22 protein-coding genes are annotated in these 19,559 nt (G+C 57.1%); 15 read left to right on the plus strand and 7 right to left on the minus strand.

The genetic code is table 11. The annotated features are described in order from the left end of the window. The first annotated feature begins 19 nt into the window (after window positions 1-19). Both dmsD and HWQ14_RS17350 read left to right on the plus strand, forming a co-directional pair. Window positions 20-634 carry a Tat proofreading chaperone DmsD gene (dmsD, locus tag HWQ14_RS17345; protein ID WP_176610452.1) on the plus strand — a complete coding sequence of 205 codons (615 nt, stop codon included), beginning with the start codon at window positions 20-22 and terminating at the stop codon, window positions 632-634. A gap of 108 nt (window positions 635-742) precedes the next feature. Then, window positions 743-1,060: a YebG family protein gene (locus tag HWQ14_RS17350; protein ID WP_176610453.1), complete on the plus strand. Its 318-nt coding sequence runs from the start codon at window positions 743-745 to the stop codon at window positions 1,058-1,060. Between the two features lie 177 nt (window positions 1,061-1,237). Here the strand turns inward: HWQ14_RS17350 and catA are convergent, their stop codons facing one another. Both catA and HWQ14_RS17360 read right to left on the minus strand, forming a co-directional pair. After that, a complete protein-coding gene (gene catA, locus HWQ14_RS17355; protein ID WP_176610454.1) occupies window positions 1,238-1,915 on the minus strand; it encodes a type A chloramphenicol O-acetyltransferase in 678 nt (225 codons plus the stop codon). 85 nt (window positions 1,916-2,000) lie between these two features. Beyond that, complete coding sequence (locus HWQ14_RS17360) at window positions 2,001-2,885, minus strand: LysR family transcriptional regulator (RefSeq protein ID WP_176610455.1); 885 nt, start codon at window positions 2,883-2,885, stop codon at window positions 2,001-2,003. 112 nt (window positions 2,886-2,997) lie between these two features. Here HWQ14_RS17360 and HWQ14_RS17365 point away from each other — a divergent pair, with 112 nt between their 5' ends. The 8 genes from HWQ14_RS17365 to clcB all read left to right on the plus strand — a co-directional run bounded on the left by HWQ14_RS17365 (window position 2,998) and on the right by clcB (window position 11,360). After that, window positions 2,998-4,125, plus strand: coding sequence for an alpha/beta hydrolase (locus HWQ14_RS17365; RefSeq protein ID WP_176610456.1), 1,128 nt, complete (start codon window positions 2,998-3,000; stop codon window positions 4,123-4,125). Window positions 4,126-4,183: 58 nt separating this feature from the next. Further along, window positions 4,184-5,368: an MFS transporter gene (locus tag HWQ14_RS17370; RefSeq protein ID WP_176610457.1), complete on the plus strand. Its 1,185-nt coding sequence runs from the start codon at window positions 4,184-4,186 to the stop codon at window positions 5,366-5,368. A gap of 146 nt (window positions 5,369-5,514) precedes the next feature. Continuing rightward, window positions 5,515-6,258, plus strand: a complete 744-nt coding sequence (locus tag HWQ14_RS17375; RefSeq protein WP_176610458.1) for a YoaK family protein — start codon at window positions 5,515-5,517, stop codon at window positions 6,256-6,258. 254 nt (window positions 6,259-6,512) lie between these two features. Then, window positions 6,513-7,223, plus strand: coding sequence for an osmoprotectant ABC transporter permease OsmY (osmY, locus tag HWQ14_RS17380; protein ID WP_176610459.1), 711 nt, complete (start codon window positions 6,513-6,515; stop codon window positions 7,221-7,223). A gap of 18 nt (window positions 7,224-7,241) precedes the next feature. After that, a complete protein-coding gene (osmX, locus tag HWQ14_RS17385) occupies window positions 7,242-8,141 on the plus strand; it encodes an osmoprotectant ABC transporter substrate-binding protein OsmX (RefSeq protein WP_176610460.1) in 900 nt (299 codons plus the stop codon). Window positions 8,142-8,149: 8 nt separating this feature from the next. Next, a complete protein-coding gene (gene osmW / locus HWQ14_RS17390; protein WP_045332238.1) occupies window positions 8,150-8,797 on the plus strand; it encodes an osmoprotectant ABC transporter permease OsmW in 648 nt (215 codons plus the stop codon). Further along, entirely contained in the window at window positions 8,797-9,945 is a 1,149-nt protein-coding gene (gene osmV, locus HWQ14_RS17395) for an osmoprotectant ABC transporter ATP-binding protein OsmV (RefSeq protein WP_176610461.1), read from the plus strand. The genes osmW and osmV overlap by 1 nt, the downstream gene beginning before the upstream one ends. Window positions 9,946-10,049: 104 nt before the next feature. Next, window positions 10,050-11,360 (plus strand): voltage-gated ClC-type chloride channel ClcB, encoded by a 1,311-nt coding sequence (gene clcB / locus HWQ14_RS17400; RefSeq protein ID WP_176610462.1) that lies wholly within the window; start codon window positions 10,050-10,052, stop codon window positions 11,358-11,360. On the opposite strand, the gene bioD is transcribed toward clcB, so the two are convergent. The 3 genes from bioD to HWQ14_RS17415 all read right to left on the minus strand — a co-directional run bounded on the left by bioD (window position 11,295) and on the right by HWQ14_RS17415 (window position 14,369). Continuing rightward, window positions 11,295-11,990: a dethiobiotin synthase gene (gene bioD, locus HWQ14_RS17405; RefSeq protein WP_148418784.1), complete on the minus strand. Its 696-nt coding sequence runs from the start codon at window positions 11,988-11,990 to the stop codon at window positions 11,295-11,297. The genes clcB and bioD overlap by 66 nt on opposite strands. Before the next feature lie 131 nt (window positions 11,991-12,121). After that, window positions 12,122-13,342, minus strand: a complete 1,221-nt coding sequence (gene mlc, locus HWQ14_RS17410) for a sugar metabolism global transcriptional regulator Mlc (RefSeq protein WP_176610463.1) — start codon at window positions 13,340-13,342, stop codon at window positions 12,122-12,124. 121 nt (window positions 13,343-13,463) lie between these two features. After that, window positions 13,464-14,369, minus strand: a complete 906-nt coding sequence (locus HWQ14_RS17415; protein WP_176610464.1) for a LysR family transcriptional regulator — start codon at window positions 14,367-14,369, stop codon at window positions 13,464-13,466. A 121-nt stretch (window positions 14,370-14,490) separates the two neighbouring features. Between HWQ14_RS17415 and HWQ14_RS17420 the strand changes: the two genes are divergently transcribed. The 5 genes from HWQ14_RS17420 (at window position 14,491) to HWQ14_RS17440 (ending at window position 18,848) form a co-directional block, all read left to right on the plus strand. After that, complete coding sequence (locus HWQ14_RS17420) at window positions 14,491-15,744, plus strand: MFS transporter (RefSeq protein WP_176610465.1); 1,254 nt, start codon at window positions 14,491-14,493, stop codon at window positions 15,742-15,744. 74 nt (window positions 15,745-15,818) lie between these two features. Then, the gene (locus tag HWQ14_RS17425; RefSeq protein ID WP_176610466.1) at window positions 15,819-17,303 is read left to right on the plus strand and encodes a carboxypeptidase M32; all 1,485 of its coding nucleotides are present in this window, start codon (window positions 15,819-15,821) and stop codon (window positions 17,301-17,303) included. Between the two features lie 147 nt (window positions 17,304-17,450). Then, complete coding sequence (asr, locus tag HWQ14_RS17430; RefSeq protein ID WP_176610467.1) at window positions 17,451-17,756, plus strand: acid resistance repetitive basic protein Asr; 306 nt, start codon at window positions 17,451-17,453, stop codon at window positions 17,754-17,756. Between the two features lie 91 nt (window positions 17,757-17,847). Beyond that, window positions 17,848-17,931 carry a hypothetical protein gene (locus tag HWQ14_RS23520; RefSeq protein ID WP_148419184.1) on the plus strand — a complete coding sequence of 28 codons (84 nt, stop codon included), beginning with the start codon at window positions 17,848-17,850 and terminating at the stop codon, window positions 17,929-17,931. 101 nt (window positions 17,932-18,032) lie between these two features. Next, on the plus strand, window positions 18,033-18,848 hold the full coding sequence (locus tag HWQ14_RS17440; protein WP_176610468.1) for a trypsin-like serine peptidase: 816 nt from the start codon (window positions 18,033-18,035) through the stop codon (window positions 18,846-18,848). Window positions 18,849-18,853: 5 nt separating this feature from the next. On the opposite strand, the gene mdtI is transcribed toward HWQ14_RS17440, so the two are convergent. Both mdtI and mdtJ read right to left on the minus strand, forming a co-directional pair. Next, a complete protein-coding gene (gene mdtI / locus HWQ14_RS17445) occupies window positions 18,854-19,183 on the minus strand; it encodes a multidrug/spermidine efflux SMR transporter subunit MdtI (RefSeq protein WP_176610469.1) in 330 nt (109 codons plus the stop codon). Continuing rightward, window positions 19,170-19,532 carry a multidrug/spermidine efflux SMR transporter subunit MdtJ gene (gene mdtJ / locus HWQ14_RS17450; RefSeq protein WP_176610470.1) on the minus strand — a complete coding sequence of 121 codons (363 nt, stop codon included), beginning with the start codon at window positions 19,530-19,532 and terminating at the stop codon, window positions 19,170-19,172. The genes mdtI and mdtJ overlap by 14 nt, the downstream gene beginning before the upstream one ends. Window positions 19,533-19,559 lie beyond the last annotated feature (27 nt).

Genomic DNA, 19,559 nt, shown 5'->3' on the forward strand with positions numbered 1-19,559 from the left:
GCAAGTAAGGAATGTTGTAATGAATGACCTCTTACATCGCGAATCGTTCGCGTTCAGCGCCCGGGTACTGGGTGCGCTATTTTATTTTGCCCCGGACAGCGAACAGACCGCGCCGCTGGTGAGCGCCCTTACCGCAGGTGACTGGGTTCAGGACTGGCCGCTGGCGCAGGAAAGCCTGCTGCCCGTCGCCGATATGTTTAAGGCTCAAACAGATGAAGCGTTGAAGGACGCCTGGCAGCGTCTGTTTATTGGCCCGTATGCCTTACCCGCTCCACCGTGGGGCTCCGTCTGGCTGGATCGCGAGTCCGTGCTGTTTGGCGATTCGACCCTTGCGCTGCGCCAGTGGATGCGTGAAAACAATATCGCTTTTGAGATGCAGCAGAATGAGCCGGAAGATCACGTCGGCACGCTGCTGATGCTGGCGGCATGGCTCGCCGAAAACGGACGCGTAGCAGAGCGCGACCAGCTTCTGGCCTGGCATCTGCTGCCGTGGAGCACGCGTTTTCTCTCCGTATTTGTTGAAAACGCGGCGCATCCTTTCTACGTCGCGCTGGGTAAACTGGCTCAGCTGACGCTGGCAGACTGGCAATCCACCCTGCTCATCCCCGTTGCCGAAAAAACGCTGTACCGGTAGACGCTTCTGGCTTGCGCATCCTTTGGGCAAGCCATCTATGTACATTTTTGCTGCAACGCGGATCCGGACCTGCTATACTGTATATAATTACAGTACCGGAGGCGCAAAATGGCTGTTGAAACAAAATTCGTTGTCGTAAGAAAAGGTGAAGAGAAAATGACTTTTGCCAGTAAGAAAGAGGCTGACGCTCACGACAAACTGCTCGACATGGCAGAAGCGTTCACCGACTGGCTGCTGCAAAGCGGAATGCAGATGGATGAAACGCAGGCGGAAAACCTTGGGCTCTATCTCGCCGAGCAGAAAGAGGCCGTGCAGCATATTCTGCGTACTAGCAGGCTTCCCGATCTTAATGCCGCTCCTGTTGCCGATAAGACAGACGCAGAGGCGGATGGCGGTAAGAAAATCAGAGCCGTTAAGGCTGCCTGATCGCCAGAACGCTTCATCACCGATCCTTACGCCGCAGGCTGGAAACAGCTCGCGGCGTTTTTATATGTATGGATTTATAACGGATTATTGTTACGTCAATGCATGATGAAGTGAATAGCACCGCGGGCAATCCAGAACACGATCCCTCAATTCATCCGCCTCAACATTTACGCTAACTTAAACCTTCAGCTCTTCTGAATAGCACGCTACGTCATCACACATTTCCTGCAGCTCATTGATCAGTCTTGCCACATGGAAACCATCGCATACCGAGTGATGAACCTGAACGGCGAAAGGCAGCAAGACTTTCCCGTCCTGCGCGTAATATTTCCCGAAGGTGAACATGGGTGCAAAAAAGTTCCGCATGTTAGCGACGTTGACATTAAAAGTGGTGAAACTCACCCAGGGAATATTCGATATGAAAAAAACATTTTCCCGGGACTCTTCCTTAGGCCAGTAGGCAAGGTTATCACCATAGCGAGAAACGTCTTCTGCATAAACATTCTGAAAGTGACTAATATTCCCGTCAAAGTGGCTCCATAATGATGAAAACGTCTCCGTCTCTTTATGGAAAAGGGTGTACCCTGGATGCACCTCGTTCCATATTATAAGCTCATCATCCTTCATGGCCATGCGGAATTCCGGATGCCGGTTAACGGCTTTAGAAATAAGGGCAATAATCGCAGGATAAAATTTCCAGCCTGCCTGTTTAATATGTTTTAGCAGCGCGGTAATGTCCAGCTGAACCGTTTGGTTAAACGTGGATTGAGCAAAGCCCTGAAATACCGAAAAGTGCTCCTTTCTTGCCCAACGGGATAGATCAACAGTCGTATATTCTGCCGTTATTTTTGTCATTTCTTAGCCTTAGTTGAGCAGCGCAATATAAAATAGTAGCGTATCACAACCATACTGGCTGTATAGGCCGTAGCGTAGATGGCCCTTAAATTTTCAGCGTATCAATCACGGCTCTCAGCGCCGGCGACACGTTACGGTGCGGATAATAGAGATATAGCCCGTCCATCCGCAGGCTGTAGCGCTGCAAAACGCGTATCAGCGTGCCGCGCTCCAGATCGTCAGCCACCAGCTCAACCGGAACGTAGGCCAGCCCAAGCCCCAGGCGCGCCGCTTCGGCCTCCATATAGCTGTCCGAAAAGGCCCACTGGCCCTCGGGGCGATGCGTAAAACGCTTTTCGTCCTGCACCAGTTCCCACTGATAGTGGCTACCGTCGGCAAACTGATAGGCAATGCACGGATGGGCAACTAAATCTGCGGGCGTCTGCGGAAAACCGTAGCGACGAAAATGTTCCGGGGCGGCCACCACGACCATTTCCATATCGGGCGTGATGCGTACGGCAATCATTCCCTGCCCCACCTCCGGCCCCAGCCGGACGCCCGCATCAAACCGTTCGGCGATAATGTCCACGAAGCGGCTTTCATTCATCAGCTCCAGCCGAATATCCGGGTAGCGCTGTTTGAATACGGCAAGCTTTGGCAGCAGGCATTTTTCGATGGCGTGCTGGCTGGCATTGATGCGCACGGTTCCGGCAGGCGTCTGGCGGTAATGCGCCAGCCGGGTAAGGCCGGAATCGAGCGAGTCAAAGGCCGCGCCCGCGGTCTGATAAAGCTGTTCCCCGGCGTGGGTCAGCGACAGTTTACGCGTGGTCCGCACCAGAAGCTGAACGCCCAGCCGCTCTTCCAGCTCCCGGACCGAGCGGCTGATCCCGGATTGTGCAAGCCCGAGCCGCTGTGCGGCTGCCGTAAAGCTTCCCTCGCGCACCACCTGAATAAAAAGGTACAGCTCGTTGTAGTTTTCCCGCTTCGCCATCGCCCCTCCATTTATAACAATATGATATTAATTTTAGCATCTTTCGGCCTCTAATCATCACTATTACTGCTAACTATAATGACCCCCATCACAACAACACGCGGTACCTCTTATGAAAATATTCACCCAAAAATTGTCCGTAGCGATGCTGCTTTGCGCATCATTAAGTGGAGTGACGACAATGAGTTATGCAGAAACAACGAATCCAAACGCGCCCGTTTCGATGGTGACCACCTGGGATAAAACGTTCGCCGAGAGCGATAAAGTCGACCATCGCAAGGTGACGTTCCAGAACCGGTACGGGATCGCCCTGGTTGGGGATCTCTACATTCCTAAAAACCGCGGCGACCACAAGCTGGCAGCGATTGCCGTCAGCGGGCCTTTTGGCGCGGTCAAAGAACAATCCAGCGGACTGTACGCCCAGACTCTGGCTGAACAGGGTTTCGTTACCCTGGCGTTCGACCCGTCTTATACCGGTGAAAGTGGCGGCCAGCCGCGCAACGTCGCCTCTCCTGATATCAACACCGAAGACTTTAGCGCCGCGGTAGATTTCCTGGGATTACAGAAAGAAGTTGACCGTAACCGTATTGGCATTCTCGGCATCTGCGGCTGGGGCGGCATGGCGCTGAACGCGGCATCCATGGATACCCGCGCGAAGGCGGTTGCCACCAGCGTCATGTATGACATGAGCCGCGCGATGGGTCAGGGCGTGGGCGACGGGAAAGATCGTTACACGACGGCCGATCGCCGGGCCGTATTGCAGTATCTGAACGCACAGCGCTGGAAAGATGCCGAAAGCGGCACCTTCGCCCACGGCGGCCATGACATTTATGTTGATGAAAACGGTAAGGTGACGGCGGCCGAACGGATCCTGCCGGAAGCGTTACCCGCCGATCCGCATCCGGTACTGAAAGAATTTTATGACTACTACCGAATGCCGCGCGGCTTCCACGCCCGTTCCGTTAACTCCACCGGCGCGTGGACCGCGACCATGCCGTTATCCTTTATGAATATGCCGCTGCTGAGCTATGCCGGGGAGATCGCCATTCCTACGCTGATTGTGACCGGTGAAAACGCGCACTCTCGCTATTTTGCGGAAGACGCGTTTAAGGCCGTCGGCAGTAAACAGAAAGAGCTGGTGATTGTCCCGGGCGCAAACCACGTCGATCTCTACGACAACGTCGCGGGGAAAATCCCGTTCGCGCAGTTTGCGCAGTTCTTCAAAACCAGCCTGAAATAATACGCACAGCCCCCGAGTCTCAAGGGGGCTTCTCTTCTCTCCGCTGTGAATTACGACTATGTCTACGCTGAACCCCATCACATCACGTAATACTGAACCTGCGCGCTGGGGAGGTATTTTTGCCATGACCCTGTGCGTATTCGTTCTGATTGCCTCGGAATTTATGCCCGTCAGCCTGCTCACGCCCCTTGCCCGGGATTTAGGCGTGACGGAGGGGCTGGCAGGCCAGGGCATCGCCATTTCCGGTGCGCTGGCGGTCCTGACCAGCCTTTTTCTTTCCCAACTTGCCGGGAATATGAACCGTAAATATCTTCTGCTGGGCATGACCATGCTGATGGCGCTATCGGGGATCGTCATCGCTTTCGCCCCGAACTATCTGATCTATATGACGGGCCGGGCGCTGATCGGCATTGCCATCGGCGGGTTCTGGTCGATGTCTGCCGCAACGGCCATCCGTCTGGTGCCGCAGCATCAGGTCTCCCGAGCGCTGGCGATTTTCAACGGCGGCAACGCGCTGGCGACGGTTGTCGCCGCGCCGCTGGGCAGCTATCTTGGATCGACCATCGGCTGGCGAGGCGCGTTTCTCTGCCTGGTTCCCGTAGCGATAGCGGCGTTCGTCTGGCAATGGTTTAGCCTGCCCGCTATGAACGCAAACCAGGGCCAGGGGTCACGCAAAAGCGTATTTCGCCTGATTCGCCAGCCCGCGGTTTCCGTTGGTCTGATGGCGTGTGGTCTGTTCTTTATGGGCCAGTTTGCGTTATTTACCTATGTTCGTCCCTTCCTCGAAACCGTCACGCAGGTGAGCGCCTCCGGCCTGTCGCTGATCCTGCTGGCTATCGGAATAGCGGGTTTTGTCGGCACGACGATCGTGGCCCTGGTACTGAATGCCGCCTTTTACCGGACATTAATGGCCATACCTTTGCTGATGGCGATAATTGCCGGCGTGCTGATCCTGGCCGGGCATAGCCTGTGGATCGTTGCCCTGCTGTTTGGGTTCTGGGGCATGCTGGCAACGGCGGCGCCCACGGGCTGGTGGACGTGGCTCGCCCGGACGCTCCCGGAAGATGCCGAGGCGGGCGGCGGGCTGATGGTCGCGGTGATCCAGCTCTCCATCGCGCTCGGCTCGACGGCAGGTGGCCTGATGTTTGACTCCCTTGGATGGCAGAGCACCTTCGGGCTGAGCGGCATATTACTGCTGAGCGCGGTGGGGCTGACCTTTAAGGCGTCGCGCTACGCAAGATAAGGCATTATATTAACAGGGTTATTTTATTTAATTACAAAACCACGAACACCTCCCGATGAAATAATAATTAAGCAATATCCTGGTCAGCCAGCGATATCGCTTTGTTAGCTTGAAGAATCAGGCAAAGCTCAAACGGGAGGTATTCTTTGCTGATTAAATTAAAGAAAGAACGAACGCATCAGGAGGATCGCCGTCTTGCTCTGTGGCTGGCGACCTCCGCGGGTCTGCTGAATGCCATTGCGCTGGGCGCGTTTGGCTTTTTTCCCTCCCACATGACGGGTAACACCTCGCAGCTATCCAGCGAAGTTTCCTCCACCGATCTTAACGATATCCTTTTCTTCGGCGCTATTATTCTGTCGTTTGTGACGGGCGCCATTGTCGCCAGAATAATTGTTATCTGGGGCATTATCCATAACGTCAGGCTGGTATTTAGCCAGGTTCTGCTGGTGGAAGGTTTTTTGCTGGCCGGGGTCTCTCTCTACGAACTCTATTTCCACTCCTTCGCTACAAACAAGGAAATTATTCTTTTCCTGTGTGGACTGATGGGGATCCATAATTCCACCTCCACGCAGCTTTCTGGCGGTCGGGTGAGATCAACCCATATTACCGGCACGCTAACCGATGCGGGCATTTCGCTGGCCTCCGTCATGGTCGCCATGCTGCGCCGGGATTACTCAAAAGACACGGCGGCGCAAAAAAGCCAGCTAAAAACCCATTTAACCACCCTGTTCTCGTTTATCACCGGCGGTATTGCGGGGCTGATCCTCTTTCGCTGGTTTGGATTTAACGCGATGCTGGCGCTGGGGCTGATCCTGGTACTCATGGCTGGCTTCTCGATTGTTCGCATCTCATGGCGTGTTCGAAAGGTTCGTTCCGCGCTGAGCCGATAGCCCGTCGCTATGCCTTAGGTGACGTTGTCACTTAAGGCGCTCTTCTTTAAGACTATTCTGCCTTCCCGCTGACAGCCCTTATCGCATAAGGCTTAGTCCAGGTTGTCACTAATTTCATAGGGTTACTGTTTTACCCCCTTCGCTGGAACCCGTCCCATTCGCTTGCTATAGGTGAAGTACCCCTGCCGAAACATGGCATAACAACAGGCAACCGGTGGTTGCTATAACGCATGCGCACAGGGAGACACACCGCAATGCACCCATTACTCAAACGATCGCTGCTTTTTATCGGCGCCATTATCGTGGTTCTCGCCCTCCTCGTCTGGGGAATTGGGCCTGAGACGATTAAGGCGCGCCAGGTTGACCTGCTCTATCTCGGACGGCAGCACCTGATTCTGGTCTTTTCATCGATGTTCTTTGCCCTGCTGGTCGGTATTCCAAGCGGCATTCTGCTGAGCCGGCCGGCCGCGCGAGGTATCGCTGAATACGTGATGCAAATCTTCAGCGTGGGCAATACCCTACCTCCGCTGGCGGTGCTGGCGCTGGCGATGGTGGTGATTGGCATTGGCGATAAGCCGGCCATTATCGCCCTGTTCCTCGCCTCGCTGCTGCCGATTGTGCGTAATACCTATGCCGGGCTGTGCTCCGTTCCCTCATCGTTGCTGGAAGCGGCGAACGGTATTGGCATGACCAAATGGCAGCGCCTGCGCCAGGTGGAGATCCCCAACGCCTGGCCGGTGATGCTCTCCGGGATCCGCATAGCCACCGCGATTAACGTCGGCACCGCACCGCTGGCGTTCCTGATTGGTGCCAGCAGCTACGGCGAGCTGATATTCCCCGGCATTTATCTGAATGACTTCCCGACGCTGATCCTGGGCGCGGCGGCTACCGCCCTGTTCGCCCTGATCCTGGATACCCTGCTGGCCGCGCTGGGCCGCGTGATGAGCCCACATCTCGCTCGATAACAATAACAAGGAGCTTCTATGAGACCGTTTTCCCGCCTGGCGGCGCTGTGTGCCGCCGCGCTCTTCTCCAGCCACGCTCTGGCGGCCCCGCTGATCCTGGCGACCAAGAGCTTTACCGAGCAGCACATCCTGTCGGCCATGACCGTACAGTACCTGCAAAAGAAAGGCTTTCAGGTGCAGCCGCAAACCAATATTGCAACGGTAATTTCCCGTAACGCGATGATCAACAAGCAGATCGATATGACGTGGGAGTATACCGGTACGTCGCTAATCATCTTTAACCACATCAACAAGCGCATGTCGCCGCAGGAGTCTTACGAGACGGTGAAACGCCTGGACGCAAAGCACGGCCTGGTGTGGCTTAAACCTGCCGATATGAACAACACCTACGCCTTCGCCATGCAGCGCAAGCGCGCCGAGGCGGAACATATCAACACCATGTCTGAGATGGTGGCAAAGATTGAGCACGTCCGTAAAACCGACCCGGATAACAACTGGATGCTGGGTCTTGACCTGGAGTTTGCCGGACGCAGCGACGGGATGAAACCGCTGCAGGCGGCCTACGGCATGGAGCTCGACCGCCCGCAGATCCGCCAGATGGATCCCGGTCTGGTCTATAACGCGGTGCGCGACGGCTTTGTCGATGCGGGGCTGATTTACACCACCGACGGGCGGGTAAAAGGTTTCGATCTCAAAGTACTGGAAGATGATAAAGGCTTCTTCCCGAGCTACGCGGTGACGCCGGTCGTGCGTAAAGACACGCTGGAGGCCAACCCGGGGCTGGAAGAGGCGCTTAACACCCTCTCAGCCCAGCTTAACAACGACGTTATCACCGAGCTGAACAAGAAGGTGGATATCGACCATCAGTCACCGCAGCAGGTCGCCCGTGATTTCCTGCGTAGCAAACGGCTGCTGTAGGAGGCGCTATGGAGACCATTCACTACATTTTCGACAACTGGGACTATCTGCTCACCCTGACGCTTCAGCATCTGTGGCTGGTGGCCCTGGCCGTGGGGCTGGCGATTATTATTGGCGTTCCGCTGGGCATTCTGATCGTTCGCCACAAATGGCTGGCTACGCCGGTGCTGGGGATTGCCACCATCGTGCTCACCATCCCGTCTATCGCGCTTTTCGGCCTGATGATCCCGCTCTTTTCGCTGATTGGTCAGGGCATTGGCGCCCTGCCCGCCATTACGGCGGTGTTCCTCTACTCGCTGCTGCCGATAGTGCGTAATACCCATACCGCGCTCGACAGCCTGCCTCCCGGGCTGCGCGAAGCGGGACGCGGTATCGGCATGACCTTCTGGCAGCGCCTGCGCTGGGTGGAAATCCCGATGGCGCTGCCGGTGATCTTTGGCGGGATCCGCACCGCCGTGGTGATGAACATCGGCGTTATGGCGATTGCCGCCGTGATCGGCGCGGGCGGGCTCGGCCTGCTGCTGCTTAACGGCATTGGCGGAAGCGATATTCGCATGTTGATTGCGGGCGCGCTGATGATCTGTCTTTTAGCGATTGTGCTCGACTGGCTGCTGCACCGTTTGCAGGTAGTACTGACTCCGAAGGGGATTCGATAATGATAAAACTGGAAAACCTCACCAAACAATTTTCACAGAAGCACGGCCAGACCGTTAAGGCCGTCGACAACGTTAACCTGAACGTGCCCGAAGGGGAAATGTGCGTGCTGCTCGGCCCGTCCGGCTGCGGGAAAACCACTACCCTGAAGATGATTAACCGGCTTATCGCCCCCAGCAGCGGTAAGATCCTGATTAACGGCGAAGACACCAGCGGAATGGACACCGTTACCCTGCGCCGCAACATTGGCTACGTGATCCAGCAGATTGGCCTGTTCCCGAACATGACCATCGAAGAGAACATCACCGTTGTGCCGCGCATGCTGGGCTGGGACAAAGCCCGCTGTAAATCCCGTGCCGAAGAGCTGATGGATATGGTGGCGATGGATCCGCACAAGTTCCTGAACCGCTATCCGCGCGAGATGTCCGGCGGCCAGCAGCAGCGTATCGGCGTGATCCGCGCGCTGGCGGCGGATCCGCCGGTACTGCTGATGGATGAGCCATTTGGCGCGGTGGACCCGATCAACCGTGAGGTGATCCAGAACCAGTTTCTGGAAATGCAGCGCAAGCTGAAAAAGACCGTCATGCTGGTGAGCCACGATATTGACGAAGCGCTCAAGCTGGGCGATCGCATCGCCGTTTTCCGCCAGGGGCGTATCGTCCAGTGCGCCAGCCCGGACGAGCTGCTGGCGAAGCCGGCCAACGAGTTTGTCGGCTCTTTCGTGGGCCAGGATCGCACGCTGAAACGCCTGCTGCTGGTTTCCGCGGGTGACGTGACCGATCGGCAGCCTACCCTCACGGTGCGCGAATCCACGCCGCTGCCGGAGGCCTTTGCCATCATGGACGATAACGATATTCGCGCCATTACCGTGGTTGACGAACAGGGCAAACCGCTGGGCTTTGTGAAGCGCCGCGAAGCGCGTAATGCCGACGGCGCCTGCGTCGACATCCTCCATCCGTTCCGCATGACCGGTAAGGCCGAGGACAACCTGCGCGTGGTGCTTTCTCGCCTGTATGAGAGCAACACCAGCTGGATGCCGATCGTGGACGAAGACGGACGCTACAATGGCGAAATTTCTCAGGATTATATTGCGGAGTATTTGAGTTCGGGGCGCACGCGCCGGGCGCTGAATATTCATAGCGACAGTTAAACACCCACGCCGGGCTATGCCCGGCCTCTTTTCGCACGCATACCTTTTGCTAACCCCTCGTTTTCCTATCACAATATCCTATCGTCTCCGTTTAATTCTGCCCCATGCAACGACTTCACGCTTACCCCGACATTCGCGCCATGTTCCGCCGGCTCCTGATCGCCACCGTGACCGGCGTGCTGGCGGCGCTGGCCGTAGCGGCATTTCGCCACAGCATGTATCTGCTGGAGTGGCTGTTTCTCAGCAACGTAAGCGGTAGCCTGGTGAACGCCGCCGCCGCGTTATCTCCCTGGCGTCGGGCGCTGACGCCCGCGTTGGGCGGCCTGGCCGCAGGCATCCTGCTGTGGGGATGGCAGCGCATGACGGCACAGCGCCCCCACGCGCCAACGGATTATATGGAAGCGCTGGAAACGGGTGACGGCCAGTTTGATTACGGCGCCAGCCTGGTGAAATCCCTCGCGTCGCTGCTGGTGGTCTCCAGCGGGAGCGCCATCGGCCGTGAGGGCGCCATGATCCTGCTCGCGGCCCTCGCAGCCTCCTTTTTTGCACAGCGTTTTACGCCGAAATCTGAATGGAAACTGTGGATAGCCTGCGGTGCCGCCGCCGGGATGGCCAGCGCCTATCACGCGCCGCTGGCCGGGAGCCTGTTTATCGCTGAGATCCTGTTCGGCACCCTCATGCTGGCCTCGCTCGGCCCGGTAGTGATTGCCGCCGTGGTGGCGCTGCTCACCACGCGCCTGTTAAGCCCCGGCGCAAACACGCTCTATGCGGTGCACCTGAGCGAAGCCTTAACGGCCGCAGATTATGCGCTGATGGTTGGCGTCGGCTTGCTGGCAGGGGTTTGCGGCCCGCTGCTGATGTGGCTGATGGGGTTTAGCCATACGCTGTTTCTGCGTCTGAAGCTTTCGCCGCCGTGGCAGCTGGCGCTGGGTGGGCTGATCGTCGGGCTGCTGTCGCTGCTAACGCCTAAGGTTTGGGGTAATGGCTACAGCGTGGTTCAGGCATTTTTGCAGTCGCCACCGCTGTTGTCGATAATTGCGGGCGTCTTTATCTGCAAGCTGCTGGCGGTGCTCGCGAGCAGCGGCTCCGGTGCGCCCGGTGGGGTATTCACGCCAACGCTGTTTGTCGGTATGGCGACGGGCATGCTGTTTGCGCAGCTATTTGCCCTGTGGTTTCCCGGCGCTGAGACGGCGATTTTGCTCGGGCTGGCGGGGATGGCGACGTTGCTCGCCGCCACTACGCACGCGCCGATCATGTCGGCCCTGATGGTATGTGAAATGACCGGGCAGTATGTCTTACTCCCCGGCTTGCTGGTTGCCTGCGTGGTGGCGTCCGTACTGTCGAGGACGTTACGCCACGACTCGATCTACGGGCAGCATACCGCCGAAAGCAGAGAGATCGACGTAGTGCGCTAGGTCGCGTTGTTCGGCGCGGGGCAGATAAGGCAGTTCACCCACCAGCGGACCAGGCAGTTTTTTGCTCAGCACGTCGATGATTTCAGCGTAGTGCGCAAGGCCCGGGTTAATCCGGTTCGCCACCCATCCAATCAGCGGCAGGCCGTCATTCGCAATAGCCTGCGCCGTCAGCAAGGCGTGATTGATGCACCCTTCCTGAATACCCACCACCATCACCACCGGCAGTTGCTCCTGCACCACCCACTCGGATAGCGGACGCAAATCGTTCATCAGGCTGCGCCAGCCGCCGGTACCTTCAACGACAACGTGGTCAACCTGCTCACTCAGGTTTGCCAGGCCATCAGAAAGCAGGCTGTAGTTAATCAGCCCGCTGTGGGCGACGCTGCTCTCCTCCTCGCTCAGGGCGATGGGATTAACGGCGTCATAGGGCAGCTCCAGAGACGAGACGCTTTGCAGAACCAGGGCGTCTTTATTACGCAGCCCTTCTGGCGTCTCTTTACTGCCTTTTGCAACCGGCTTGTATCCTGCAACGCGTTCACCCCTTGCCGCCAGGGCCTGCAACAACGCGCGGGATACCACTGTCTTCCCGACAGAAGTATCAGTACCAGTAATAAAGAAACGCTTAAGCATGACTCATTCCACCTCTTGGGTATGCTTCAAAAATATAAACCAGGTAAATAATTCAGTGGGGGAAAGTCTACGGGATGCGTGCGCTACCCGGCTTGAGATAGCGCAATTTTTCGTACATCAGTGGAAAAGAGTTAGCCCTGCAGTAAACGAATCAGCAGCGAGCCGTTGTACATCGCATCTTTAACCAGCGCGGCGCCCGCCATCGTTCCCTGGTTGGAGAACTGGGTGCTTTCGACCACGATATTTTTGCTGTAAGCGGGAAGCGCCTGCTGGCTGATACAGGCGGAGATCGCCGGAAAGAGGATTTCTGCCGCCTGGCTGAGCGGCGAGCCAATCAGGATTTTTTGCGGATTGAACAGGTTCACCATTATGGCCAGAATGCGCCCGACGTTATTGCCCACGCCAGTAATGATGTCCTTCGCCAGCAGATCGCCCTGCCTTGCCGCCGCGCACAGCGCGTCTACGCTCAGCGGCTGCCCATGCAGCGTGGAGCTCATCGACTGGCTGAGCCGCACCTGCGCCAGCTCCAGCACGCTTTCGACGCTGGCGATCGTCTCCAGGCAGCCGTGGTTGCCGCAGTAGCAGCGTTTGCCGTAGGGATCGACCTGCGTATGGCCGATCTCCACCAGACTGCTGCTGCCGGCGTGTAAAAGACGCCCGTCGGTGATCACCCCCGCCCCGACGTTGTGGTCAATCACAACCTGAATCACGTCTCGTGCGCCGCGGGAAGCACCAAACAGCGCCTCGGCCATCGTCCAGGCGCTGATATCATGCTGAATGTAGACCGGCACGCCGGTATGGCTTTCCAGCACTTCTCCCAGCGGCATCTCTTTGACGTTTTCATAAAACGGCATGCGGTGCACAATGCCATTTTCGGTATCAATAATTCCCGGCAGGGTAATTGCAATTGCCGTCAGGCGTTCGAGGCGCTGCTGATGGCGAATAAAGAACTGGTCGATATGGATCAGAATGGCGTCAAGAAGAGGTTGTTCTGCGTCGAGCGGGAGTTCCAGCCGGTCTTCCACCACCAGCTTGCTGCTCAAATCTCGCAGGGCGAGAAAGATTTCCCCGCGGCTAATGCGCAGCGACAGGTAGTGCCATGCCTCGGTTTCGACCACCAGCCCTACCGCCGGACGGCCGCGGCTGCCCGGCTCCTGAATTTCCGTCTCCTGAACCAGATGGGCTTCCAGCATTTCGCGGACGATCTTGGTGATACTGGCGGGTGCCAGCTGTGCCAGGCGCGAAAGATCGATACGCGAAACCGGACCGAGCTGATCAATCAGGCGATAAACGGCGCCCGCGTTGGTCTGCTTTATCTGATCGATATGCCCTGGCTGACTATCAGCAACCACCTCGTACTCCCTTATTTTCGAGCTTCGAAATAAACTGAGGGCTATGGTGAAGCACTTCAATGGCCGACGTCAAATTTTTACTTAGCCATGTGATTAACTGCACATTTTTGCCCACTTTTCCCTATAAATAGCGCCCGTGAGAGGCGGTAATTAGCGCTGCTTTGAAACGCTGTGCCGCGTGGCTTTGTTCATGATGTTTAGACCACACCAGCCACATCTCCGACACCGCATCCGGCTCGGTAATAGTTACCCAGCGCATTTCCGGCAGCTGCACCCGCTTGAACGAGGCCGGAAGAATCGAAACGCCAAGCCCTGCGGCAACGAGACCAATGATCGTCATTGCTTCTCCTACCTCCTGGGCGATGGTCGGAACAAGCCCATAGCGCCGCATCAGGCCGAGAATATCGTCGTACAGCCCGGTCCCCACCTGCGGGTCAAAAAAGACAAACGGCTCTTTCGCCAGCTCAGCCAGCGTGACGCTGTGCTTAGCGGCAAGAGGATGGTCGCGGGGGATCATCGCCATCAGCGGTTCCCGCAGGATCACCTGCCACGCCAGGGTATCAGGCAACCGCGTGTTGCGCATCAGCCCCAGGTCGAGCGAGCCTTCATTGAGCGGCGATATTTGTTCCCGGGTATTTATTTCGCGAGTCTGAATATGCACGTCGGGAAAGTTGCGGCGAAACGATGACAGCGTTTGTGAAACGGCGCTGATAAAGGGAGCCGACGAGGTAAACCCGATGCGCAACTCCCCCGTTTCGCCAAGATAGAGCCGCTCCGCTCTGGCCGCGGCGTCATCCACCATGCTCAGGATTTGTCGGCTGTCGGCGAGAAACTGCTTCCCTGCCGCCGTCAGGCTCACGCTGCGGTTGGTTCGCGCCAGCAGGCGCGCCCCCACCTGCTGCTCAAGGATCTGGATCTGCTGGCTTAGCGGCGGCTGGGAGATGTTCAGCCTTGCCGCGGCGCGGCCAAAATGCAGTTCTTCGGCGACGGCAACAAAATAACGCAAATGGCGCAGTTCGATATTCATATTTATAAAGTATCATTTGAGATTATTAATATATTAGACAGAATATTTACATTTTCCTACCCTGATCCTGTGGTCATACCCGTCACCAGAAATCACGGGGATGTTTAAGCAAGGATTACGTGTGAGTCGTACAACAGCTGTTGATGTCGCGCCGGCAAGCGACATTGATGCCTTACCCGCAGCACCGCAGCCGGTTCAGTTTATTAAGCGTGGAACACCGCAGTTTATGCGCGTCACCCTGGCGCTCTTTTCCGCAGGTCTCGCCACCTTTGCCCTGCTCTACTGCGTACAGCCTATTCTGCCGGTCCTGTCGCATGAGTTTGGCGTGTCGCCGGCCAGCAGCAGTATTTCTCTCTCCATCTCAACCGGGATGCTGGCGATTGGCCTGCTGTTTACCGGGCCACTGTCGGACGCTATCGGCCGCAAGCAGGTCATGGTAACGGCGTTAATGCTGGCCTCCGTCTGTACCCTGCTGTCCACTATGATGACCAGCTGGCACGGCATTCTGATCGCGCGCGCGCTGATTGGCCTCTCCCTCAGCGGCGTGGCGGCGGTGGGGATGACCTACCTCAGCGAAGAGATCCACCCGAGTTTTGTGGCCTTTTCCATGGGGCTGTACATCAGCGGGAACTCTATCGGCGGGATGAGCGGACGCCTGCTGAGCGGCGTGTTTACGGATTTCTTTAACTGGCGCATTGCCCTGGCGGTTATCGGCTGCTTCGCGCTCGCCTCGGCGCTGATGTTCTGGAAAATACTGCCGGAATCGCGCCATTTCCGCCCTACCTCCCTGCGCCCGAAAACGCTGTTTATCAACTTCCGCCTGCACTGGCGCGATAAGGGATTGCCGCGTTTGTTCCTGACCGGTTTCCTGCTGATGGGCTCTTTCGTGACGCTGTTCAACTATATTGGCTATCGTCTGATGCTCTCTCCGTGGCATCTCAGCCAGGCGCTGGTGGGTTTGCTCTCCGTTGCGTATCTCACCGGAACCTGGAGTTCGCCAAAAGCCGGGGCCATGACGGCTCGCTACGGCCGCGGCCCGGTGATGCTGGCTTCTACTGCCGTGATGCTGTTCGGGCTGCTGATGACGCTTTTCTCCTCCCTTTGGCTGATTTTTGCCGGCATGCTGCTCTTCTCCGCCGGATTCTTTGCCGCGCACTCCGTTGCCAGCAGCTGGATTGGCCCGCGCGCGCGCCGCGCCAAAGGCCAGGCGTCGTCGCTGTATCTGTTTAGCTATTACCTCGGTTCCAGCATTGCCGGTACGCTCGGCGGCGTGTTCTGGCATCACTACGGCTGGAACGGCGTAGGCGGGTTTATTGCCCTGATGCTGTGCGCTGCGCTGCTGGTGGGCGCCAGCCTGCATAAACGTCTGCATTAACATTCCTCCCTCTTCGTGTTTAAATCGAGCCGATGCTAATTTTTGTCATCGGCTGATTCAGACACGAGGACTTCATGAAAAACAATAACTATCAACAGCTCACCCGCACCTTCCAGCGCCTCTCACGCTTCTCTCACCTCACCTCTATCGCCAGCTGGGACATGTTCACCATGATGCCGCCAGGCGGCAGCGCCGCGCGGGGTGAAGCGCTGGCGGAGATGAGCGTCCTGCAACATCAGATCCTGACCGATAAAAAAGTGGGCGAATGGCTGGCCGCGGCGGCAGAAGAAGATCTGAACGACGTTGAGCAGGCCAACCTGCGTGAAATGACGCGTCACTACCAGCAGGCGACGCTGCTGCCGGAATCGCTGGTGGAGGCCAAATCGCTGGCAGGCAGCAGGTGCGAGCACGCCTGGCGCACCCAGCGTCCGGCCAACGACTGGCAGGGCTTTTCTGCCAACCTGAAGGAGGTGGTGAAACTCAGTCGTGAAGAAGCCCGCCTGCGTGCCGATGCCAAAGGCTGCACGCCTTACGACGCGCTGCTGGATATTTTTGAGCCGGACATGACCAGCGCCCGCCTGGACGTGCTGTTTGGCGACATGAAGTCGTGGCTGCCGGATCTGCTGGCAAAGGTGGTGGAAAAGCAGGCCCAGCATTCGTTCGTTCCGCCACAGGGCCCCTTCCCGACCGCAACCCAGCGCGAGCTGGGTCTGGAAGCGATGAAAATGCTTGGCTTCGATTTTAACGGCGGTCGTCTGGACGTCAGCGCCCATCCGTTCTGCGGCGGCGTGCCGGAGGACGTGCGAATCACCACGCGTTACGATGAAGATGAGCTGCTCAGCGCGCTTTTCGGGGTGATCCACGAAACGGGACATGCCCGCTACGAGCAAAACCTTCCCCGGGCATGGGCCGGTCAGCCCGTTGCGCTGGCGCGCTCTACGGCGATACACGAATCCCAGAGCCTGTTTTTCGAGATGCAGCTTGGCCGCAGCGACGCGTTCCTGAAGCATCTGCTTCCGGCGGTACATGCCCGCTTCGGCAGCCAGGCGGCATTCAGCGAAGAGAACTTCATTGCCTGGAACCAGCGCGTGAAGCCGGGATACATTCGCGTTGACGCGGATGAAGTAAGCTACCCGGCGCATGTGGTGCTGCGCTACGAGATTGAGCGCGCGCTGATCAACGGCGAAATTGAGGTCGATGATATTCCCGCCCTGTGGGATGAAAAAATGCAGGCCTGGCTTGGGCTGTCCACCAAAGACAACTACCGCAACGGCTGCATGCAGGATATCCACTGGACCGACGGCGGTTTCGGCTACTTCCCGTCCTATACGCTGGGGGCAATGTATGCGGCACAGCTGTTCCATGCCGCGAAAACCGCGCTGCCAGGGTTGCAGGACTCCATTGCCGGCGGCGATTTCGCGGCGCTCTTTGAGTGGCTGCGTCAGAACATCTGGCAGCACGGCAGCCGCTTCAGCACCTCGCAGTTAATTACCCAGGCGACGGGCGAAGATCTGAACAGTCGATACTTCCGCGAACATCTGACGTCCCGCTACCTGTAACCGCCCGCGCCGGGGGCAACCCCGGCGTGTACATACGGTTACACGCCGATACCAATCACTCACGGAAACCCCGGGTTTACAGGGATATAGTTATTTCAACGGCCCCGCAGTGGGGTTAAATGAAAAACCAAATTCGAGGGTATGAAAATGAAAAAAGTATTAGCTCTGGTTGTTGCCGCTGCTATGGGTCTGTCTTCTGCTGCATTCGCGGCGGAAACTACCGCCACCGCAGCACCTGCGGCAGCCACCGCCGCTCCGGCCAAAGCGGTTCACCATAAAAAACACCACAAAGCAGCAAAACCTGCGGCAGAACAGAAGGCTCAGGCGGCGAAAAAGCACCACAAAAAGGCAACTAAACCTGCGGCAGAGCAGAAAGCCCAGGCCGCTAAAAAGCATCACAAGAAAGCGGCAAAACACGAAGCGGCTAAACCTGCTGCACAGCCGGCAGCGTAAGGTACAGGCTTAACCGTGCCCTTCTGGGCACGCTGGTAAACCGGCGCTGAACGGGAAACAGGTCAGCGCCGTTTTTTTATCCGGAGGGCGTATGCTGCGGCGCTATCGGTTTGAGTTCATTCTTATCCTGCTAATTTTATGCGCACTCGTTGCCAGCCGTTTTTATCTTTCCTGAATGTAGCACGCTGATTTTACTCCCACTTTCCCGCTGTCCCGTCTATAGTATTTTCATAGGGTTCACTTTTAATAATCATAATTACCCCACCAGAGTGTGATATGCGTAAATCTGTTGTGCTGTTACTGGGAACGTTTAGCCTATTTGCGGGCTTTTCACATGCGGATGATGGCGACGCCATTAGCGCTAAAGAGGTTAAGACGCTGTTTTTTGGTCATGACGACCGCACGCGTGTCACCGATCCTACCGACTCCCCCTGGGATGCCATCGGGCAGCTGGAAACCGCCAGCGGCAATTTATGTACAGCAACGCTCATTACGCCACACCTGGCGCTGACGGCGGGACACTGCCTGTTAATGCCGCCCGAGGGCAAGCCGGACAAGGCGATCGCCCTGCGCTTTGTGTCGCAAAAAGGGATATGGCGTTATGAAATTCACGGTATCGAGGGCCGGGTGGATGCGTCGCTCGGTAAACGGTTAAAAGCGGACGGTGACGGCTGGATTGTGCCGCCGGGCGCGGCATCCTGGGATCTCGGCCTCATTGCCTTACGCTATCCGCCGTCCGGGATCGCCCCGCTGCCGCTTTTTGATGGCGACAAAGCCGCACTTACTGAAGCCCTGAAGGCCGCCGATCGAAAAGTGACGCAGGCAGGCTATCCTGTCGATCACCTCGATTCGCTGTACACCCATACGGACTGCGTGGTAACGGGCTGGGCGCAAAGCAGCGTGCTGTCGCATCAGTGCGATACGCTGCCGGGTGACAGCGGATCGCCGCTGATGCTAAAAACCGATAAGGGCTGGCAGCTGATTGGCGTTCAAAGCTCGGCGCCGGCAGCGAAAGATCGCTGGCGGGCCGATAACCGGGCGCTGTCAGTGACCGGATTCCGCGACAGGCTGGAGGCGCTGGCGCAGCAGTAGATTGCTCAGGCGAGCTTAATCATGATCATGCCTGCGAGCAGCAGTACCAGCCCAATCCAGCCTTTATTGTTTAAACGCTGGCCAAACATAATCCAGCCTGCTGCCAGGGTGGCGGCAATACCAAAACCACCCCACAGCGCATAGGCGACGGAAAGATCGATGCCTTTTACCGCCTGTGACAGGGCGCTGAATGCCCCCAGCACCGCGGCAATCGATAACAGGCCGTAGGCTTTACGACGGAAACCGTCAGAAAACTTCAGAAAGACGTTAGCCATTATTTCCAGAACGATCGCGAACCCCAGCCAGGCCGCGTGGATCCATTCAAACTGCTGCATGGGTCTGCTCCTTCTGCTGTTTAGCCGGCTTGCGGGTACCCGATTTAATCAGCACGATACCTGCTACCAGGGTCGTCAGACCGGCAATTTTCATCGTCGTCAGGGTTTCGTCAAATAACAGCACGCTGAACAGCGTAATCAGCAAAATACCGGTACCTTCCCACAATGCGTAGGCCACGCCGAGCGCGATTTTTTTAACCGCGAAAGAGAGGAAAATATAGGAAAGCGTAATCATCACCAGCATCAAAATAAAACCGGTGCTACCGTCACTGACGCTCGCCCATTTCATCGACAAGGTGCCGGTAATTTCAGCGACGATAGCCAGAGCTAATAAAATCCAGTAAAACATGTTTTTCTCCTGCTTGAGAATATAATC

It is taken from the genome of Enterobacter cloacae (assembly GCF_013375935.1).
In the GTDB taxonomy this organism is placed as follows: domain Bacteria; phylum Pseudomonadota; class Gammaproteobacteria; order Enterobacterales; family Enterobacteriaceae; genus Enterobacter; species Enterobacter pasteurii.

Excerpts from the sequence above, each read along its gene's own strand:
- osmX (WP_176610460.1), top strand. The coding sequence starts at position 7,242 with ATGAGACCGTTTTCCCGCCTGGCGGCGCTGTGTGCCGCCGCGCTCTTC.
- HWQ14_RS17415 (WP_176610464.1), bottom strand. The coding sequence starts at position 14,369 with ATGAATATCGAACTGCGCCATTTGCGTTATTTTGTTGCCGTCGCCGAA.
- clcB (WP_176610462.1), top strand. The coding sequence starts at position 10,050 with ATGCAACGACTTCACGCTTACCCCGACATTCGCGCCATGTTCCGCCGG.
- HWQ14_RS17425 (WP_176610466.1), top strand. The coding sequence starts at position 15,819 with ATGAAAAACAATAACTATCAACAGCTCACCCGCACCTTCCAGCGCCTC.
- bioD (WP_148418784.1), bottom strand. The coding sequence starts at position 11,990 with ATGCTTAAGCGTTTCTTTATTACTGGTACTGATACTTCTGTCGGGAAG.
- asr (WP_176610467.1), top strand. The coding sequence starts at position 17,451 with ATGAAAAAAGTATTAGCTCTGGTTGTTGCCGCTGCTATGGGTCTGTCT.
- osmW (WP_045332238.1), top strand. The coding sequence starts at position 8,150 with ATGGAGACCATTCACTACATTTTCGACAACTGGGACTATCTGCTCACC.
- HWQ14_RS17360 (WP_176610455.1), bottom strand. The coding sequence starts at position 2,885 with ATGGCGAAGCGGGAAAACTACAACGAGCTGTACCTTTTTATTCAGGTG.
- mdtJ (WP_176610470.1), bottom strand. The coding sequence starts at position 19,532 with ATGTTTTACTGGATTTTATTAGCTCTGGCTATCGTCGCTGAAATTACC.
- dmsD (WP_176610452.1), top strand. The coding sequence starts at position 20 with ATGAATGACCTCTTACATCGCGAATCGTTCGCGTTCAGCGCCCGGGTA.
- osmY (WP_176610459.1), top strand. The coding sequence starts at position 6,513 with ATGCACCCATTACTCAAACGATCGCTGCTTTTTATCGGCGCCATTATC.
- catA (WP_176610454.1), bottom strand. The coding sequence starts at position 1,915 with ATGACAAAAATAACGGCAGAATATACGACTGTTGATCTATCCCGTTGG.
- HWQ14_RS17365 (WP_176610456.1), top strand. The coding sequence starts at position 2,998 with ATGAAAATATTCACCCAAAAATTGTCCGTAGCGATGCTGCTTTGCGCA.
- HWQ14_RS17440 (WP_176610468.1), top strand. The coding sequence starts at position 18,033 with ATGCGTAAATCTGTTGTGCTGTTACTGGGAACGTTTAGCCTATTTGCG.
- mdtI (WP_176610469.1), bottom strand. The coding sequence starts at position 19,183 with ATGCAGCAGTTTGAATGGATCCACGCGGCCTGGCTGGGGTTCGCGATC.
- HWQ14_RS17350 (WP_176610453.1), top strand. The coding sequence starts at position 743 with ATGGCTGTTGAAACAAAATTCGTTGTCGTAAGAAAAGGTGAAGAGAAA.
- HWQ14_RS17370 (WP_176610457.1), top strand. The coding sequence starts at position 4,184 with ATGTCTACGCTGAACCCCATCACATCACGTAATACTGAACCTGCGCGC.
- osmV (WP_176610461.1), top strand. The coding sequence starts at position 8,797 with ATGATAAAACTGGAAAACCTCACCAAACAATTTTCACAGAAGCACGGC.
- HWQ14_RS23520 (WP_148419184.1), top strand. The coding sequence starts at position 17,848 with ATGCTGCGGCGCTATCGGTTTGAGTTCATTCTTATCCTGCTAATTTTA.